Raw genomic sequence first — 15484 nt, 5'->3', positions numbered from 1 at the left:
GTATGGGGAAGTCCTATACGCTGTATGGCATGACGACGACCCCCCAGGAACAGGCGCAGACCGAGCCCGCGGCCCAGGGCCACCCGCAGCGCTGGCTGATCCTCGGAGTCATCTGCCTGGCCCAGCTCACGGTGCTGCTGGACAACACCGTGCTGAACGTGGCGATCCCCTCGCTCACCAGCGAGCTGGGCGCGGCCACCTCCGACATCCAGTGGATGATCAACGCCTACTCGCTGGTGCAGTCCGGTCTGCTGCTTACGGCGGGCAACGCCGCCGACCGCTACGGCCGCAAGAAGATGCTGCTCGCGGGTCTCGCCCTGTTCGGCGCGGGCTCGCTGGCGGCCGGCCTCGCGGACTCCGCCGCCCAGCTGATCGCGGCCCGGGCCGGCATGGGCGTCGGCGGCGCGCTGCTGCTGACCACGACCCTGGCCGTGGCCATGCAGATCTTCGCGCCCGAGGAGCACGTGAAGGCGATCGGCATCTGGAGCGCGGTCAACGCGCTCGGCTTCGCCTGCGGGCCGCTGATCGGCGGCTTCATGCTGAACCACTTCTGGTGGGGTGCGATATTCCTGATCAACCTGCCGGTCGCGGCGCTGGCGCTGGCGGCGGTCGTCGCCCTGGTCCCCGAGTCGAAGAACCCGCAGGGCGACCGCCCCGACCTGCTCGGCGCCGTGCTCTCCACCATCGGCATGGCGTCCCTGGTCTTCGCGATCATCTCCGGCCCCGACCACGGCTGGACGTCGGCCCGGGTGCTGGTCACGGCGGCCGTCGCGATCGTGGTCCTGGCCCTGTTCGCGTACTGGGAGAGCCGTATCCCCCACCCCATGCTCGACCTGCACTTCTTCCGTGACCGCCGGTTCACGGGCGCGGTCGCCGGCGCCGTCCTGATCACCTTCGGGATGGGCGGCGCGCTGTTCCTGCTCACCCAGCACCTGCAGTTCGTGCTCGGCTACGGCCCCCTGGAGGCGGGCCTGCGGACCGCCCCGCTGGCCCTGTCGGTGGTGCTGCTGAACTTCTCGGGGCTGTCGGCGAAGTGGACGGCGAAGCTCGGTACGCCGGTGTCGGTCCTGCTGGGCATGGCGCTGATGTCGGCGGGCCTGGTGTCGATCGCCACCCTGGCCGGACACGGCTACGCCGGCACCCTGCTGGGCCTGCTCCTGATCGGCGCCGGTACCGCGGTGGCCAACCCGGCCATGGCCCACGCGATCATGAGCGCCATCCCGCCGGCCAAGGCGGGGGTCGGCGCCGGCATCAACGGCACGCTGGCGGAGTTCGGCAACGGGCTGGGCGTCGCCGTGCTGGGCGCGGTGCTCAACTCGCGGTTCGCGGCACTGGTCCCGGTGGCGGCGGCCTCGTTGCCGGCGGCGCTGGCCTCGGCGGACGGGGCGGCCGAGAAGGCACGGATCGTGGACGCGTACTCCTCGGGGCTGGAGACCAGCCAGTTGGTGGGTGCGTCGGCCGTGCTGCTGGGCGGGGCGGTGGCGGCGGTCCTGCTGCGCAGGGCCGAGCAGGCAGACTCGAAGCACGTGGCGTGACCGGCGTCCGACGAGCCGAGGAGAAGGTGCGCATGGCGAAAGCAGACCGGCAGGGCCCGCGCCCCAGCGTCTGGCTGGGGGGCGGACCCCGCCGGGGCAGGCGGGGCGGCGGGCAGCCGTCCGGGCTGGACCGGGAACGGATCACCAAGGTCACGGTGCGGCTGCTGGACACCGAGGGCCTGGCCGGCTTCTCCATGCGCCGCCTGGCCGCCGAGCTGAACGTGACGGCGATGTCCGTCTACTGGTACGTCGACACCAAGGACGAGCTGCTCGAACTCGCCCTGGACGCGGCCTTCGGCGAGCTGCGCACCCCGGACCCGGAGGCGGACGGGGACTGGCGCGAGCAGCTGCGGACGCTGGCCCGGGAGTACCGCGCCCTGCTGGTGCGCCACCCGTGGCTGTCCCAGCTGGCCGGCACCTACCTCAACATCGGCCCCAACTCGCTGGCGTTCTCCCGGTCCGTGCAGCGCGTCATCCGCCGGACCGGCCTGCCCGCGCACGGCGTGACCGGCGCGATCTCGGCCGTCTTCCAGTTCGTCTACGGCTACGGCACGATCGAGGGACACTTCCTCGCCCGTGCGGCGGACACCGGCCTGTCCCCGGACGAGTACTTCCGGCACTCCATGGAGGCGGTGAGCGGGACCCCGGACACCGCCGGTGTCATCCAGCAGGCCCAGGACATCATGGCGGCCCGCGGCGGCGACACGGTGGCGGAGATGCTGGAGCGCGACTTCGACTTCGCCCTGGAGCTGCTGATCGCGGGCATCGAGGCGATGGTGGAGCGGGGCTGACGCGGTGGCGGTGGGTCAGTCGCCGTCGGCCAGCCGCGCCGGGAAGCCGCCCGTCGCCACCGGCCCCCACCGCTCCGGGGTGACCCGGATGATCGACTTGCCCTGCTTGACCATGGCCTGCCGGTACTCGTCCCAGTCCGGGTGCTCACCGGCGATGTTGCGGTAGTACTCCACCAGCGGTTCGACGGAGTCGGGCGCGTCGATGACCTCCGCCGTGCCGTCGACCTGCACCCAGGGGCCGTTCCACTCGTCGCTGAGCACGATCAGGCTGACGCGGGGGTCGCGCCGGGCGTTGCGCGTCTTGGCCCGCTCCGGGTAGGTGGAGACCACGATCCGGCCCGAGTCGTCGACCCCGCAGGTCAGAGGCGAGCCCTGCGGGCTGCCGTCGGCCCGCCGGGTCAGCAGGATCGCGCGGTGCCGGGGGCGTACGAAGTCCAGCAGTTCGTCGAGGGACACACGGGTGTTGGTCGCGATGTTCGGTGCCATGCCGTCAGCTTAGGGCGATCACCGGCGCCGGCCACCCGGGTCGGGCCCGCGGCCCGGCGGCCGGTGCGGAAGGCGACGACCACCGAGGGTGGCCCGTGCGGCGGCCCCGGACGCCGCACGGGCCGCGCGGCGGCTCACGCGGCGGGCAGCGACTCCCCCTGGACGGCCTGGATGTCCAGCTCCACCCTGAGCGTCGTCCCGATGGCGGCGATGCCCGCCTGGAGGACCTGGTTGTAGTTCATGGCGAAGTCCTCGCGCCGCAGCTCGGTCGTCGCGCGGAACGCGGCCCGGGTGCCGCCCCACGGGTCGGCGCCGGTGCCGAGGTAGGACAGGTCCAGGTCGACCGGCCGGACGACACCGTGCAGGCCCAGCTCGCCGTGGACCGTCCAGCGGTCGGAGCCGGCCTGGCTCAGTCCCGTGGAGCGGTAGGTGATCTCGGGGAACCGCTCGACGTCCAGGAAGTCCGCGGAGCGCAGGTGGGTGTCGCGCATGCCGTTGCCGGTGTCGATGGAGGCGGCCTTGATCACCGCCTCCACGCGGGACTTGGTGACGTCGTCCGGGGCGATCTCGACCGTGCCGGAGAACTCCGTGAACCGGCCGTGCACGCTGGAGATGCCCAGGTGCTGCGCGACCGCGGCCACGCTGGAGTGCGCCGGGTCGACGGTCCACGGACCCGGCGGCGGCAGCTCGGTGCCGCCCTGGCGCGCCAGCGTCACCGTGCCGACCTCGGCCCGCCCGCTGGCGGTCACGATCGCGCTGGACGCGGCGGGCGCGTAGCCGACGGCCGTGACGATGACGGTGTACGCACCCGGCGCCAGCGGCGTCGTGTCCCGCACGGCGCCCTCGGCGTCCGCCTCGGCGCGCAGCACCTGCGTACCGGTCATGTCGGTCACCGTGACGACCGCGTGCGACACGGCCCATCCGTCCCGCGTACGGATCCTCGCGGTCAGTCCCATCCCGTTTTCTCCCTGCAAAGGCTCAGAAAGTGGTCGTAAAGAAACCGGCCCGTGGCGGGCGGGCGCGCCTCCGCTCAGAGCGCGCACGCCACCACGGGCCGGGGACTCGCTACTCGCCGGGGTGGGCGAGTTCGATGTCGTGGTCGCCGACGCCCCGGCCGGCGACCGTCAGGGCCGTCGCCACCGGCGGGTAGCCGGTCGCGATCACGGTGTACTCACCGGAGTCCAGGTCGGTGAAGGCGTACGCCCCGTCCGCGCCGGTGGTGGCGGTGCCGACCACGTTGCCCGCCGCGTCGACCAGCGTCACGCGGGCGTCGGCCAGCGGACCGTGCGGGGCCCGTACGACGCCCTGGACCTGGGCGCCCGCCTCCAGGTCGACCTCGACCCGGGTGACACCGGTGCCGCCCACCTCGACGGGCAGGGCGCGCGGCCGGTAGCCGGCGGCGTTCACCGCGACGGTCACGGTGCCCGGCACCAGTTCGGCGAAGGAGAACTCGCCCGCCTCACCGGTGGCGGCGGTGGCCAGCAGGTCCCCGCGCACATCGGTCACGATCACCATCGCGTCCTTGACCGGCTGCCCGCTCTCCACGGCCCGGACCAGGCCGGTCAGGCCGCTGGTGCCGCTGAGCAGGATGTCGTAGGCGACCGGCTCGTCGTTCACGACGATCGTCGACGCCTGCGGCTGGAAGCCGTCGGCGGAGGCGATCAGGACGTAGCTGCCCGCGCTCGGCGCGTCCACCGCGTAGGAGCCGTCGGCCTGGGCGACCGACCGGCCCAGCTGCCGGCCCGCCAGCGAGATCAGCGTGACGGCGGCCTGCGGGACCGGGGCGGACTCGGCGCCGCGGACGAAGCCGCGGACCGGGATGCCGCCCGGGGCGGGCGCCTCGGAGCCGGCCGCCGCGGCGAAGGCGGCGAGCGGCTGGGCGGCGGTCTGCGCGGCGGACCCGTCGGCCGACGTGCGGGAGACCGCACCGGCCGGGACCGGCTCGGCGACCGCGGTGGCCTCGGCCGGGACCGGGGCCGCCGGGGAGGACGCCTCGGCGGTGGCCTCCGCCGCCTGGGCGAGGGCGCCCGAGGTCCGCAGCGGGACCTCCTTGATGAACAGGGTCACCAGGAAGGCGAGGAAGGCGATCGGCGCGACGTACAGGAAGATGTCGGCGATGCCGTGCCCGTAGGCGCTCTCCAGCCAGTTGCGGATGCCGGGCGGCAGCAGGTCCATGTCGGGGATCGAGCCGCCGCCGGAGGTCTTGGCGGCCGCCGCCTGCTCCTGCGGGCTGAGCTGCCCGATGGTGTCCGAGGCGTAGTGGCTGATGCGGGACGACATGATGGAGCCGAGCACCGAGACGCCCACCGCGCCGCCGAGCGACCGGAAGAAGGTCACGACGGAGGACGCGGCACCCAGGTCGCTCGGGGCCACCTGGTTCTGCGTGCAGAGCACCAGGTTCTGCATCATCATGCCGACGCCGAGGCCCATCAGCGCCATGAAGATCGCGATGTGCCAGTACGGGGTGTCGTACCGCATGGTGCTCAGCAGGCCGAGGCCCGCCGTCAGCAGCACACCGCCGGCCAGCAGCCAGCCCTTCCACTTGCCGGTCTTGGTGATGATCTGGCCGGAGACCGTGGACGACACGAACAGGCCGCCGATCATCGGGATGGTCATGACGCCCGACATGGTCGGGGACTTGTCCCGGGCCAGCTGGAAGTACTGGCTGAAGTAGACGGTGCCCGCGAACATCGCGATACCGACGAACAGCGACGCGAGCGACGCCAGGGTGATGGTGCGGTTGCGGAACAGCCGCATCGGGATGATCGGCTCACTGGCCTTCAGTTCGACGAGGACGAAGATCAGCGCCAGCACGATCGAGCCGCCGACCATGGCGCCGGTCTGCCAGGACATCCAGTCGTACTTGTCGTCGGCGAAGGTCACCCAGACGAGCAGCAGGCAGACGGCCGCGGTGACGAAGAAGGCACCGGCCCAGTCGACCTTGACCTTGCGCTTGACCACGGGCAGGTTCAGCGTCTTCTGCAGTACGAGCAGTGCGATCACCGCGAAGGGCACGCCGACGTAGAGGCACCAGCGCCAGCCGAGCCAGCTGGTGTCGGTGATGACACCGCCGAGCAGCGGACCGCCGACGGTCGCGACGGCGAAGGTCGCGCCCAGGTAGCCGGAGTAGCGTCCGCGCTCACGCGGGGAGATCATCGCGGCCATGATGATCTGCGCCAGGGCGGACAGACCGCCGGCGCCGAGGCCCTGGATGACACGGGCGGTGATCAGCATGCCCGGGTTCTGCGCCAGACCGGCGACGACCGATCCGATGACGTAGACGATCAGGGCTATCTGGACCAGGGACTTCTTGCTGACCAGGTCCGCGAGCTTGCCCCACAGGGGAGTGGAGGCCGTCATCGCCAGCAGCGAGGCGGTGACGACCCAGGTGTAGGCGCTCTGGCCGCCGCCGAGGTCCGCGACGATCTCGGGCAGGGCGTTGGTGACGATGGTGGAGGACAGGATGGCGGCGAACATGCCGAGCAAGAGCCCGGAGAGCGCCTCCATGATCTGCCGGTGCGTCATCGGAGCGTCTCCGGAGGAGCCTCCCCCGTGCTTGGCATGAGCCCGCACACCGGCTGGTGTGGTCGTTGCCATGGACTTCCTTTGCTTACGTGGTGATCGCGGGTGTACGGGTGGTCGGTTCGACCGCGGGGGGTGCGGCGGTCCGCGCGTGGGTGGACCGGCAGTCGTCGAAACTCGCCCTGAGCCGGGCCATGAGCCGGGTGAGCTGGCCGACCTCGTCGTCGGTCCAGTCGCTCAGGCGGTGGGCGAGCAGCTGGGTGGTCCGTTCGGACAGCTCGTCGAGCTGCGCCCGGCCCTCGGGCGTCAGGCGCAGGATGCGCGAGCGCTTGTCCGCCGGGTCGGGGGAACGTTCGATCCAGCCCCGGTCGGCGATGTGCGCGACATGGCGGCTGGTTACGGACATGTCCACGGCGAGCAGCTCCGCGAGCTTGCTCATGCGCATGTCCCCGTGGCGGCCGAGCAGCGTCAGTACGGCGGCGGACCCGCCGGGGCAGTCGGCCGGCAGGATGCGGCCCATCTCCCGTTTCACGGCGCCGAAGGCGCTGAACTGGCGGATCAGCTCCTCGTACTGCGCCTTCTCGGCCATGCGCACCTCCCGCATTCGTTGCTTAGGGCAACCATAGGAGCAGTTAGTTGCTACAGGCAAATAAAAAGGGGCCATCCGGCATAAAAAGTTGGCAAAGGCAAGTATTGCGAAAGTAAACGTGCAGGTGGCGGATGATGGGCGGGTGCGGGAGGCGTCGCCCGCACCCTGCCCGCTCCCTCGTCCGACCCCCGCTTGGGCCGCACCCGTGGATTCGCTAGTGTCTCGGGCCATGGCTAACAACCAGGGCCCCCAGGGCAATTACGACCCCGCTGGCAGCACCCAGATGTTCCGCGCGTTCGTCGACGAGGGCGCCCCCCAGTCCCGGCAGGCGGCCCCCGCCGCGTCCTCCGGGCCCCGTATCGGCCTGATCGTCGGTGTCGTGGCCGCCGTCGTGATCGTCGCGGCCGTGGCCTGGCTGGCGCTGAAGTAGCCGGAAGGCCGACGGCGCGACCGGACCGGACCGTGAACGACGGCCGCCGCGGCACCCGGGGGTGCCGCGGCGGCCGTCGGACGTGGTCCGGAGAACCTCAGTCGGAGATGAGCCCGTCCCGCAGCTGCGCCAGCGTGCGGGTCAGCAGCCGGGAGACGTGCATCTGCGAGATGCCGACCTCCTCGCCGATCTGCGACTGGGTCATGTTGGCGAAGAAGCGCAGCATGATGATCCGCCGCTCCCGGGGCGGCAGCTTGGCCAGCAGCGGCTTGAGGGACTCGCGGTACTCCACTCCCTCCAGGGCCGTGTCCTCGTAGCCCAGCCGGTCCGCGAGCGAGCCCTCGCCGCCGTCGTCCTCCGGGGCCGGGGAGTCCAGCGAGGAGGCGGTGTAGGCGTTGCCCACCGCGAGGCCGTCGACGACGTCCTCCTCGGACACACCCAGCACGGCGGCCAGTTCGCCGACCGTGGGCGAGCGGTCGAGCTTCTGGGAGAGCTCGTCGCTGGCCTTCGTCAGGGCCAGGCGCAGCTCCTGGAGCCGGCGCGGCACGCGCACCGACCACGAGGTGTCGCGGAAGAACCGCTTGATCTCCCCGACGACCGTCGGCATCGCGAAGGTCGGGAACTCCACGCCCCGCTCGCAGTCGAAGCGGTCGATCGCCTTGATCAGCCCGATGGTGCCGACCTGGACGATGTCCTCCATCGGCTCGTTGCGGGAGCGGAAGCGCGCGGCGGCGTAGCGCACCAGCGGGAGGTTGAGCTCGATGAGGGTGTCCCGGACGTAGGCGCGCTCCGGGCTGTCCTCGTCGAGTGCGGCGAGCCGCAGGAACAGGGAGCGGGACAGGGTGCGGGTGTCGATGTTCGTCGAGGCCGGCAGGGCCGGGGCTTCCTCCGCCGGGAGGGCCTGGGCCGGAACGGCTTCGAGGGCCGGGACGTCATCGATGGGGCCGAGCGCGTCGAGCGCGTCGGGCGCGGTCTCGCTCTCCGCGAGCGCGAGCACCTTCGAGCTGCCCTGGTCTGCGGACATGCCACCCCCTTTGGGTCGCGGGACGGTCGGGGCTCACGCTCCCACGCCGGGAACGCAGCCTTCACCTGAATACCGGAGCCGAGGCCCCGGCAAACGCGTCTCCCGCAGAATGTCACATGTCGGCAACGCGCTGTAGTGACATGTCGACATGCGAGACGCGAATCGGCCCTGGAAAGACGGGGTCTGACGGGATTTCGGCGCCAATCCGTCGGCAACGGCCCTGGTGAGCGATTCGCTCTGGCCGGTGACAGCTCGCTCGTGCTTTCGGTTATGCGTCGATTCGGTTCGCGGATCTCAACCGCTGGAAGCTACGCGCCAGTAGCCGCGAGACGTGCATCTGCGAGACGCCGAGTTCGGCACTGATCTGCGACTGGGTGAGATTGCTGTAGTAGCGCAGCAGCAGGATGCGCTGCTCCCGCTCGGGGAGCTGGACGAGGAGGTGGCGGACGAGGTCGCGGTGCTCGACGCCGTCCAGCGCGGGGTCCTCGTAGCCGAGCCGGTCCAGCAGTCCGGGCAGCCCGTCGCCCTCCTGGGCGGCCTCCAGCGAGGTGGCGTGGTACGACCGTCCCGCCTCGATGCAGGACAGCACCTCGTCCTCGGAGATGCGCAGCCGCTCGGCGATCTCGGCGGTCGTCGGGGAGCGCCCGAAGGCGGTCGTCAGGTCCTCCGTCGCGCTGTTGACCTGCACCCACAGCTCGTGCAGCCGGCGCGGTACGTGGACCGTGCGGACGTTGTCGCGGAAGTATCGTTTGATCTCGCCGACCACCGTGGGCATCGCGAACGTCGGGAACTGCACGCCCCGGTCCGGGTCGAAGCGGTCGATGGCGTTGATGAGCCCGATGGTGCCGACCTGGACCACGTCCTCCATGGGTTCGTTGCGGGAGCGGAAGCGCGCGGCGGCGTAGCGCACCAGTGGGAGGTTGGCCTCGATGAGCGCCGCGCGCACCCGGTCGTGCTCCGGCGTGCCGGGCTGGAGCTCCTTGAGCTCGGCGAACAGCACCTGGGTCAGGGCCCTGGTGTCCGCGCCCCGGCTGCGCCGCGCGGCGGCGTCCCCGGCAGGTGTGTCCTGGGGCGCGTCGTGGGGCGGTGCTTGAGGCGCAGTACTGGCCGGCACGGTCAACTCCACCTCGTGATCCATCAACTCATCCGTCAAATGCGGTCATAGCATCACAAGACATGTGGACTATGTGCAAGCACCGCATATCGCCGTGTTGAGGATGTATTCAGCGGAATTGGGGCATATGGAACTGAACGACCTTCCGCCCCTTTCGGTGCGGCCTGGTCGTGCACTCGCCCTAGAACTCGTAGTCGGCGATCACCCAGGTGGCGAACTCCCGCCACAGGGCGACACCCTCCTGGTGCGCCGGGTGCTCCAGGTAGCGGGTGAGCGCGGCGGAGTCCTCCACCGCGGAGTTGATCGCGAAGTCGTAGGCGATGGGCCGGTCGCTGGTGTTCCAGCCGCACTCCCAGAAGCGCAGCTCCTCGATCCGGCCGCCGAGCGAGCGGAACGCCTCGACGCCCTTCACGACACGGGGATCGTCGCGCTCGACGCCCTCGTTGAGCTTGAACAGCACCAGATGGCGGATCATCACTCTCCTCCGTTGGCGGCCCAGGTCATGAAGTCGCCGATGGCCTTGGCGGCGTCCGATATGCCCTCGAACCCTATCTGGACGTAGTCGGCGGCCTTGGCCGGGTCCGTGATGATCACGTACAGCACGAAGACCACGACCACGTAGACGGCGATCTTCTTCGCGTTCACCGCCACCGCGGCCTCCCCTGTCACAGCTATGCGCCCATGTCACACCGATGCGTCCGGAGCGCACATGATCGCACGAAGGGCCCCGTCAATCGACGGGGCCCTTCTTCAGCGGTAGCGGAGGGATTTGAACCCTCGGTGACTTGCGCCACACTCGCTTTCGAGGCGAGCTCCTTCGGCCGCTCGGACACGCTACCGAGGGAGACCTTACAGCACAGTGCGGCATGGTTTGAAATCGGTATCCGGCGCGGTGCTCAGCGCGTGCGGAAGAACTCCGTGAGCAGCCGGGCGCTCTCGTCGGCCAGCACGCCCTCGATCACCTCGGGGCGGTGGTTGAGCCGCCGGTCGCGCACGACGTCCCAGAGGGAACCGGCCGCGCCCGCCTTCTCGTCGCGGGCGCCGTAGACCACGCGGTCCACCCGGGACTGCACGAGCGCGCCCGCGCACATCGTGCAGGGCTCCAGGGTGACGACGAGCGTGCAGCCGGCCAGCCGCCACTCACCGAGCTCGACGGCGGCCCGCCGGATCGCGAGCACCTCCGCGTGGGCCGTGGGATCGCCGGTGGCCTCGCGCTCGTTGTGCCCGGCCGCGAGCACGGTCCGGCCGTCCGGGGCCAGCACGACGGCGCCGACCGGGACGTCCCCGCCCGAGGCGGCCGCCCGGGCCTCGTCCAGGGCGAGCCGCATCGCGGGACGCCAGCGGTCGCGCACCGGGTCCGGCGTCACTCCGTCGGCGGTCGGTGCGGTCAGCGGACGGTCTCCAGGACTTCCGAGGCGCCCAGGGCGTCCGCGATCTCGCCGAGCGCGTCGTCGGACATCGAGCGCAGCTCCTTCTCGCTCACGCCGAGATCGTCGAGGATCTCGGCGTCGCCGACCGGGCCGTGCGGCACGGCGGCCTCGGCGGAGCCGGCGTCCGCGTCCCCGTCGGCGTCGTCGTCGGACTCGCCGTCCTCCGTGCCGTCGAGGTCGAGGGCGTCGAGGTCGTCGCCGTCGTCGCCGGGCTCCCGGCCGAGCAGCTCGTCGGTGAGCAGGATCTCGCCGTAGCTGCTGCGGGCGGCCGCGGCGGCGTCCGAGACGTAGATACGAGGGTCCTCCTCGCCGTCCACGCGGACGACGCCGAACCACGCGTCCTCCTGCTCGATCAGCACGAGCACCGTGTCCTCGTCGGGAGAGGCTTCCCGGGCCAGGTCGGCCAGATCCGACAGGGTCTCCACATCGTCGAGCTCCGTGTCGCTCGCTTCCCACCCGTCTTCGGTGCGCGCGAGCAGTGCGGCGAAGTACACCGTGACTCTCCCACTGGTCATAGGCGTGCCGGTTGGGGATCCCCCCGGCCGGAGGTTGCGGGCGGGGGAGCGGTGCTCCGAGCCCCACCCATCCGGAATCGTGGCAGAAACATGGCCGTCAGGGGACGTCTTCGGCTCCCTGTGTCCGGCCGTTTTGCCGCGGCTTCGGGAACGCTTCCGCGAGCACCTTCATGAAGGACTCACCAGCGCACTCGTTGCCACCACTTGCGGATCGTACGCGGGTTTTCCCGGCGTCCGCGCACACCCGTGGGGGCAACGTCGGCGCGGCGCGCGATCTTCCCCGTCCGGGCGCCTACCAGCGGAAGGTGCGCATCCGCATCACGTGCCGCAGCCGGGCGGCCTTGGCGCGGCGCGGCTGCACGCGGTCCCGCAGCGCCCGGGCCTCCGCCAGCTCCCGCAGGAACCGGGCCCGGCGCCGGCGGCGCTCGGCCTCCGCACCCGGCCCTGCCCCCGCATCCGTTCCCGTCCCCGTCCCCGGCTGTTCACCCGGCGACGAGGACGGCGTGTCGTGGAAATCCCGGTCAGGCACAGTCTCACCACCCCGTCTCGGTCCTCTCACCTTCCCCCGGACGGGTGGTTTGACGCCAGCGCGCGAGTGAAGCCGCCGGCGGGGGCTTGCCCGGCGCGGGGACGCCGGGTCCACGGGGCCCGGTTACTGTGGTGGACATGCGTCTCCACGTCGTCGACCACCCCCTGGTCGCCCACAAGCTCACCACGCTGCGCGACCAGCGCACCGACTCCGCGACCTTCCGCCGTCTCGCCGACGAGCTGGTCACCCTCCTCGCCTACGAGGCCACGCGGGACGTCCGCACCGAACAGGTCGACATCAACACGCCGGTCGCGCAGACCACCGGCGTCAAGCTCTCCCACCCGCGCCCGCTGGTGGTGCCGATCCTGCGGGCCGGCCTCGGCATGCTGGACGGAATGGTCCGGCTGCTGCCGACCGCCGAGGTGGGCTTCCTCGGCATGATCCGCAACGAGGAGACGCTGCAGGCCTCCACCTACGCCACGCGCATGCCGGAGGACCTCTCGGGGCGCCAGGTGTACGTCCTGGACCCGATGCTGGCCACCGGCGGCACGCTGGTCGCGTCGATCCAGGAGCTGATCAAGCGCGGCGCCGACGACGTGACGGCCGTGGTCCTGCTGGCCGCCCCCGAGGGCGTCGAGCTCATGGAGCGCGAGCTGGCCGGCACGCCGGTGACCGTCGTGACGGCCTCGGTCGACGAGCGCCTCGACGAGCAGGGCTACATCGTGCCGGGCCTCGGCGACGCGGGCGACCGCATGTACGGGGCGGCCGAGTAGCCCCGGCTGCCGTTCCGGCCGCTCAGCAGTCCTTCTTCTTCCCGGCGCTGCCGGGCGTCGGCTGCGGGGCGGTCAGCGCCGCCGTCGCCCGGTCGGCCTCCGCCTTCTGCGCCAGCCCCTTGAAGCCGTTGCCGATGACGAGGTCGACGGCGGCGCCCTTGCGGGTGGCGTCGGTCCGGCGTTCGGCGGCGGGGAGCTGGGCGCCGAGCACGGACAGCGAGGTCTTCAGGGAAGCGGTGGGGCCGAGCAGGATGCCGGTGCCGGTGACCTTCTTGTCGAGCTCCTTGGGCGCGTTGGTCACCTCGCCGATGCGGAAGCCCCGCTTCTTCAGCTCGTCGGCGGTCTTCTGGGCGAGGCCGGAGCGGGTGGTGGCGTTGAGCACGTTGACCGTGATGCGACCCGGCTCGGGAAGGGCCGCGGCGTCGCCCGCGGCGCCGGTGGAGGGGCTCGCCTCGGCCGGGCAGTTGGCCGCGGCGCCGGCCGCCGACGCCTTGTCGCCGCCGGAGAAGACGTCGATGAGCTGCAGAGTGCCCCAGCCGAGCACCCCGAGGACGGCGGCGCAGGCGCCCGCGAGGACCGCGAGCCTGCCGCGTCGCCGGGACGGCCGCATCCGCGGGTACTTGTCCCCCGTGATCCGGTACTGGCCGCCCATCCCGGGGGGAGTCAGCATGCTCATGGCCGCAGCGTAGTGCGACCGGGCGGCGATGCCTACTAGATGATCATTCGACGAGCCGGGGCTCCGGGCAAGACAACCCGAAAGGGCCAAAAGCGCCCCGCGCCACGGCCCGTGTCACGACCCGGAGCGGTGCACGTCAGTCGAGTTCGAGGACCCTCGCGTGCAGCACCTGACGCTGCTGGAGCGCCGCGCGCACCGCGCGGTGGAGGCCGTCCTCCAGGTACAGGTCGCCCTGCCACTTCACGACGTGCGCGAAGAGGTCGCCGTAGAAGGTCGAGTCCTCGGCGAGCAGGGTTTCCAGGTCGAGCTGGCCCTTGGTCGTCACGAGCTGATCGAGGCGGACCGGGCGCGGCGCGACGTCCGCCCACTGCCGGGTGCTTTCCCGGCCGTGGTCGGGGTACGGCCGGCCGTTTCCGATGCGCTTGAAGATCACACGGAAAGCCTACCGGCCCAGACGTTCCGGGCGCAGCCTCACGGTTGGGGCCGCGGCGGTGAGTGCGTAGGGAAACCGGGCCGATTTGGGTGGAAGGGTGTTGGTCTGTTCGGGTTGGTGCCGTGCTCCGGCCGAGGGCTCCCGGCGAGGGCTCCCGCCGAGGCGGCCGCACATCGGGGCGGGCGGCGGGCGGCGGAGCGGGCGGGAGGGCCTCCCGTCACCGCCGCCCGGGTCACCCGGTCTCAGTCACGCCTCCCTTCCCGCGAGGGCCGCTGCCGTTCCCGCGGATCGTCCTTCGGCTCGGGCTTGGGGGTGCGGCGGGCGGCCTCGGCGCGCAGGAGGGCGCGCAGGGCGGCGTAGGGGTCGTTGAGCATGACTGGGTACCTCGTTCCGTTTCCTCGGTGTCTCGTGTCCGTCGTCGTGGTCCACGCGCGTGCGAGGGCCGATGAAGCGGTGGCCGGTCCCTGTCAGCAGCGCAGGACCACGCAGCGCGGGGCACCCGGGGACGGTGGGGGGCCGGGCGGAACGGGTGCGGGCTCCCGGCCCGCGTGCGCCGGCCCGGCGGGCGTGGGCGCCGGGGTCAGGCGGGGGGCCGCGGCTGCACGCCGGCCGTCGCGGGCCGGGAGCCGTACGGCGGTGTCGAGGTGGTCGTACTCCGCGGCCGTACCGCCGCCGGCGCCGCCCGTGCCGTTGCCGCCCCCGGTCCCGGTCCCGCCCGCTCCGCCGGCCTCCACGGCCGGCGCCGGGGCGGGCGCCGCCGGGGCGGCCTGCATGTGCGCGCCCGGCACGAGCAGGGCGAGCAGCAGCACCAGCACCCGCAGCCAGGCGCTCCGGCGTCCGGGCCGGACGCCGGCGGCGTGGGCCCTGCGGGGCCGGGAGCTGGTGCGGACGCCGTTCACAGCGCGTGCGGTACCTGACGGGCGCGCCCCCGGATCCGCAGGGACGTGACGATCTCGACCACCCCGACGGCGACGAGCCACGAGCCGCCGACCACCGTGAGGACGGCGACCGACTCGACCGGCGAGACGACCAGGACGATGCCGGCGACGACGGTGACGAGCCCGAGGAAGAGGTGCCAGCCGCGTGCGGGCATCGCCGGGTCGTGGGCGGCGGCCACGGTCTGGGTGATGCCGCGGAACAGCCAGCCGATGCCGATCCACAGCCCGAGCAGCAGCACCGACTGCAGGGGACCGCGGAAGCAGAACAGGCCCAGCAGGATCGACACGGCGCCGCTGATGAAGGCCATGACCCGCAGTGAGGTCGTCCGGTGCGTGCCGAAGGCGGACGCCAGTTGCAGGACGCCGGTGACGAGCAGGTACAGGCCGAAGAGCACGCCTGCGACGAGCAGGGAGACGCCGGGCCAGACCAGCACCAGCACGCCCAGGACCAGGGACGCGACGCCGGCGAGCAGGACGGCCTGCCACGCGGCCCGGGACAGCAGGTGCAGCGGCCCCTCGAAGGGCGGCTCGGGCTCATGGCCGCCGGGTGGGCCGGCGGTGGGCGCGTGCCAGGCGTGGACCCTGCGGTCGTCGTACTCCTGGCCCCCGGGGGGACCGGTCGGTGGCTCGGTCATGGTTCATGCTGGGAGCGCCCGTGGCCGGGCCGCCACCTGGAGCGGTCCACCGGACTGACACACC

General features: G+C 72.0%; 20 protein-coding genes and 1 tRNA gene. 4 read left to right on the top strand and 17 right to left on the bottom strand.

Annotated features, from left to right (window positions below; all coding sequences use genetic code 11):
• Positions 1-29: 29 nt before the first annotated feature.
• Together H0H10_RS30660 and H0H10_RS30655 are read left to right on the top strand one after the other, a co-directional pair.
• Positions 30-1535 (top strand): MFS transporter, encoded by a 1506-nt coding sequence (locus H0H10_RS30660; protein WP_188184399.1) that lies wholly within the window; start codon positions 30-32, stop codon positions 1533-1535.
• A gap of 32 nt (positions 1536-1567) precedes the next feature.
• The gene (locus tag H0H10_RS30655) at positions 1568-2326 is read left to right on the top strand and encodes a TetR/AcrR family transcriptional regulator (RefSeq protein ID WP_188184398.1); all 759 of its coding nucleotides are present in this window, start codon (positions 1568-1570) and stop codon (positions 2324-2326) included.
• Positions 2327-2341: 15 nt separating this feature from the next.
• Here the strand turns inward: H0H10_RS30655 and H0H10_RS30650 are convergent, their stop codons facing one another.
• The 4 genes from H0H10_RS30650 to H0H10_RS30635 all read right to left on the bottom strand — a co-directional run bounded on the left by H0H10_RS30650 (position 2342) and on the right by H0H10_RS30635 (position 6923).
• Positions 2342-2812 carry a PPOX class F420-dependent oxidoreductase gene (locus tag H0H10_RS30650; RefSeq protein ID WP_188184397.1) on the bottom strand — a complete coding sequence of 157 codons (471 nt, stop codon included), beginning with the start codon at positions 2810-2812 and terminating at the stop codon, positions 2342-2344.
• 134 nt (positions 2813-2946) lie between these two features.
• Positions 2947-3768, bottom strand: coding sequence for a YceI family protein (locus H0H10_RS30645; protein WP_188184396.1), 822 nt, complete (start codon positions 3766-3768; stop codon positions 2947-2949).
• 109 nt (positions 3769-3877) lie between these two features.
• Positions 3878-6337 carry a DHA2 family efflux MFS transporter permease subunit gene (locus H0H10_RS30640; protein ID WP_507227373.1) on the bottom strand — a complete coding sequence of 820 codons (2460 nt, stop codon included), beginning with the start codon at positions 6335-6337 and terminating at the stop codon, positions 3878-3880.
• Between the two features lie 85 nt (positions 6338-6422).
• Positions 6423-6923 (bottom strand): MarR family winged helix-turn-helix transcriptional regulator, encoded by a 501-nt coding sequence (locus H0H10_RS30635; protein ID WP_188184394.1) that lies wholly within the window; start codon positions 6921-6923, stop codon positions 6423-6425.
• Positions 6924-7152: 229 nt separating this feature from the next.
• On the opposite strand from H0H10_RS30635, the gene H0H10_RS30630 reads away from it, so the two are divergent.
• Positions 7153-7353 carry a hypothetical protein gene (locus H0H10_RS30630; RefSeq protein WP_188184393.1) on the top strand — a complete coding sequence of 67 codons (201 nt, stop codon included), beginning with the start codon at positions 7153-7155 and terminating at the stop codon, positions 7351-7353.
• Between the two features lie 97 nt (positions 7354-7450).
• Here H0H10_RS30630 and H0H10_RS30625 read toward each other — a convergent pair whose 3' ends face one another.
• The 8 genes from H0H10_RS30625 to H0H10_RS30590 all read right to left on the bottom strand — a co-directional run bounded on the left by H0H10_RS30625 (position 7451) and on the right by H0H10_RS30590 (position 11965).
• A complete protein-coding gene (locus tag H0H10_RS30625) occupies positions 7451-8377 on the bottom strand; it encodes an RNA polymerase sigma factor SigF (RefSeq protein WP_188184392.1) in 927 nt (308 codons plus the stop codon).
• 268 nt (positions 8378-8645) lie between these two features.
• On the bottom strand, positions 8646-9515 hold the full coding sequence (locus H0H10_RS30620; protein ID WP_188184391.1) for an RNA polymerase sigma factor SigF: 870 nt from the start codon (positions 9513-9515) through the stop codon (positions 8646-8648).
• 157 nt (positions 9516-9672) lie between these two features.
• Entirely contained in the window at positions 9673-9966 is a 294-nt protein-coding gene (locus tag H0H10_RS30615; RefSeq protein WP_188184390.1) for a Dabb family protein, read from the bottom strand.
• Entirely contained in the window at positions 9966-10142 is a 177-nt protein-coding gene (locus tag H0H10_RS30610; RefSeq protein ID WP_188184389.1) for a hypothetical protein, read from the bottom strand. The genes H0H10_RS30615 and H0H10_RS30610 overlap by 1 nt, the downstream gene beginning before the upstream one ends.
• A 103-nt stretch (positions 10143-10245) precedes the next feature.
• A tRNA-Ser gene (locus tag H0H10_RS30605) sits at positions 10246-10330 on the bottom strand.
• 57 nt (positions 10331-10387) lie between these two features.
• Complete coding sequence (gene tadA / locus H0H10_RS30600; RefSeq protein WP_223180706.1) at positions 10388-10819, bottom strand: tRNA adenosine(34) deaminase TadA; 432 nt, start codon at positions 10817-10819, stop codon at positions 10388-10390.
• 59 nt (positions 10820-10878) lie between these two features.
• On the bottom strand, positions 10879-11415 hold the full coding sequence (locus H0H10_RS30595; protein WP_188184611.1) for a tRNA adenosine deaminase-associated protein: 537 nt from the start codon (positions 11413-11415) through the stop codon (positions 10879-10881).
• A gap of 313 nt (positions 11416-11728) precedes the next feature.
• Complete coding sequence (locus H0H10_RS30590) at positions 11729-11965, bottom strand: hypothetical protein (RefSeq protein WP_188184388.1); 237 nt, start codon at positions 11963-11965, stop codon at positions 11729-11731.
• Positions 11966-12102: 137 nt separating this feature from the next.
• Between H0H10_RS30590 and upp the strand changes: the two genes are divergently transcribed.
• Entirely contained in the window at positions 12103-12738 is a 636-nt protein-coding gene (upp, locus tag H0H10_RS30585; RefSeq protein WP_188184387.1) for a uracil phosphoribosyltransferase, read from the top strand.
• A 22-nt stretch (positions 12739-12760) separates the two neighbouring features.
• Here upp and H0H10_RS30580 read toward each other — a convergent pair whose 3' ends face one another.
• The 5 genes from H0H10_RS30580 to H0H10_RS30565 form a co-directional block, all read right to left on the bottom strand.
• Complete coding sequence (locus tag H0H10_RS30580; RefSeq protein ID WP_188184609.1) at positions 12761-13390, bottom strand: LytR C-terminal domain-containing protein; 630 nt, start codon at positions 13388-13390, stop codon at positions 12761-12763.
• A 160-nt stretch (positions 13391-13550) separates the two neighbouring features.
• Positions 13551-13847, bottom strand: coding sequence for a type II toxin-antitoxin system VapB family antitoxin (locus tag H0H10_RS30575; RefSeq protein ID WP_003999914.1), 297 nt, complete (start codon positions 13845-13847; stop codon positions 13551-13553).
• Positions 13848-14089: 242 nt separating this feature from the next.
• Entirely contained in the window at positions 14090-14221 is a 132-nt protein-coding gene (locus H0H10_RS40630) for a hypothetical protein (RefSeq protein WP_262506321.1), read from the bottom strand.
• Positions 14222-14314: 93 nt separating this feature from the next.
• Positions 14315-14746: a hypothetical protein gene (locus tag H0H10_RS30570; RefSeq protein WP_309141929.1), complete on the bottom strand. Its 432-nt coding sequence runs from the start codon at positions 14744-14746 to the stop codon at positions 14315-14317.
• Complete coding sequence (locus H0H10_RS30565) at positions 14743-15420, bottom strand: HdeD family acid-resistance protein (RefSeq protein WP_188184386.1); 678 nt, start codon at positions 15418-15420, stop codon at positions 14743-14745. The genes H0H10_RS30570 and H0H10_RS30565 overlap by 4 nt, the downstream gene beginning before the upstream one ends.
• Between the last annotated feature and the right edge of the window lie 64 nt (positions 15421-15484).

The organism is Streptomyces griseicoloratus, from assembly GCF_014534645.1.
GTDB lineage: Bacteria > Actinomycetota > Actinomycetes > Streptomycetales > Streptomycetaceae > Streptomyces > Streptomyces griseicoloratus.
The sequence above is the reverse complement of the archived record's forward strand: the minus strand, read 5'-3'. Positions and strand labels throughout refer to the sequence as shown.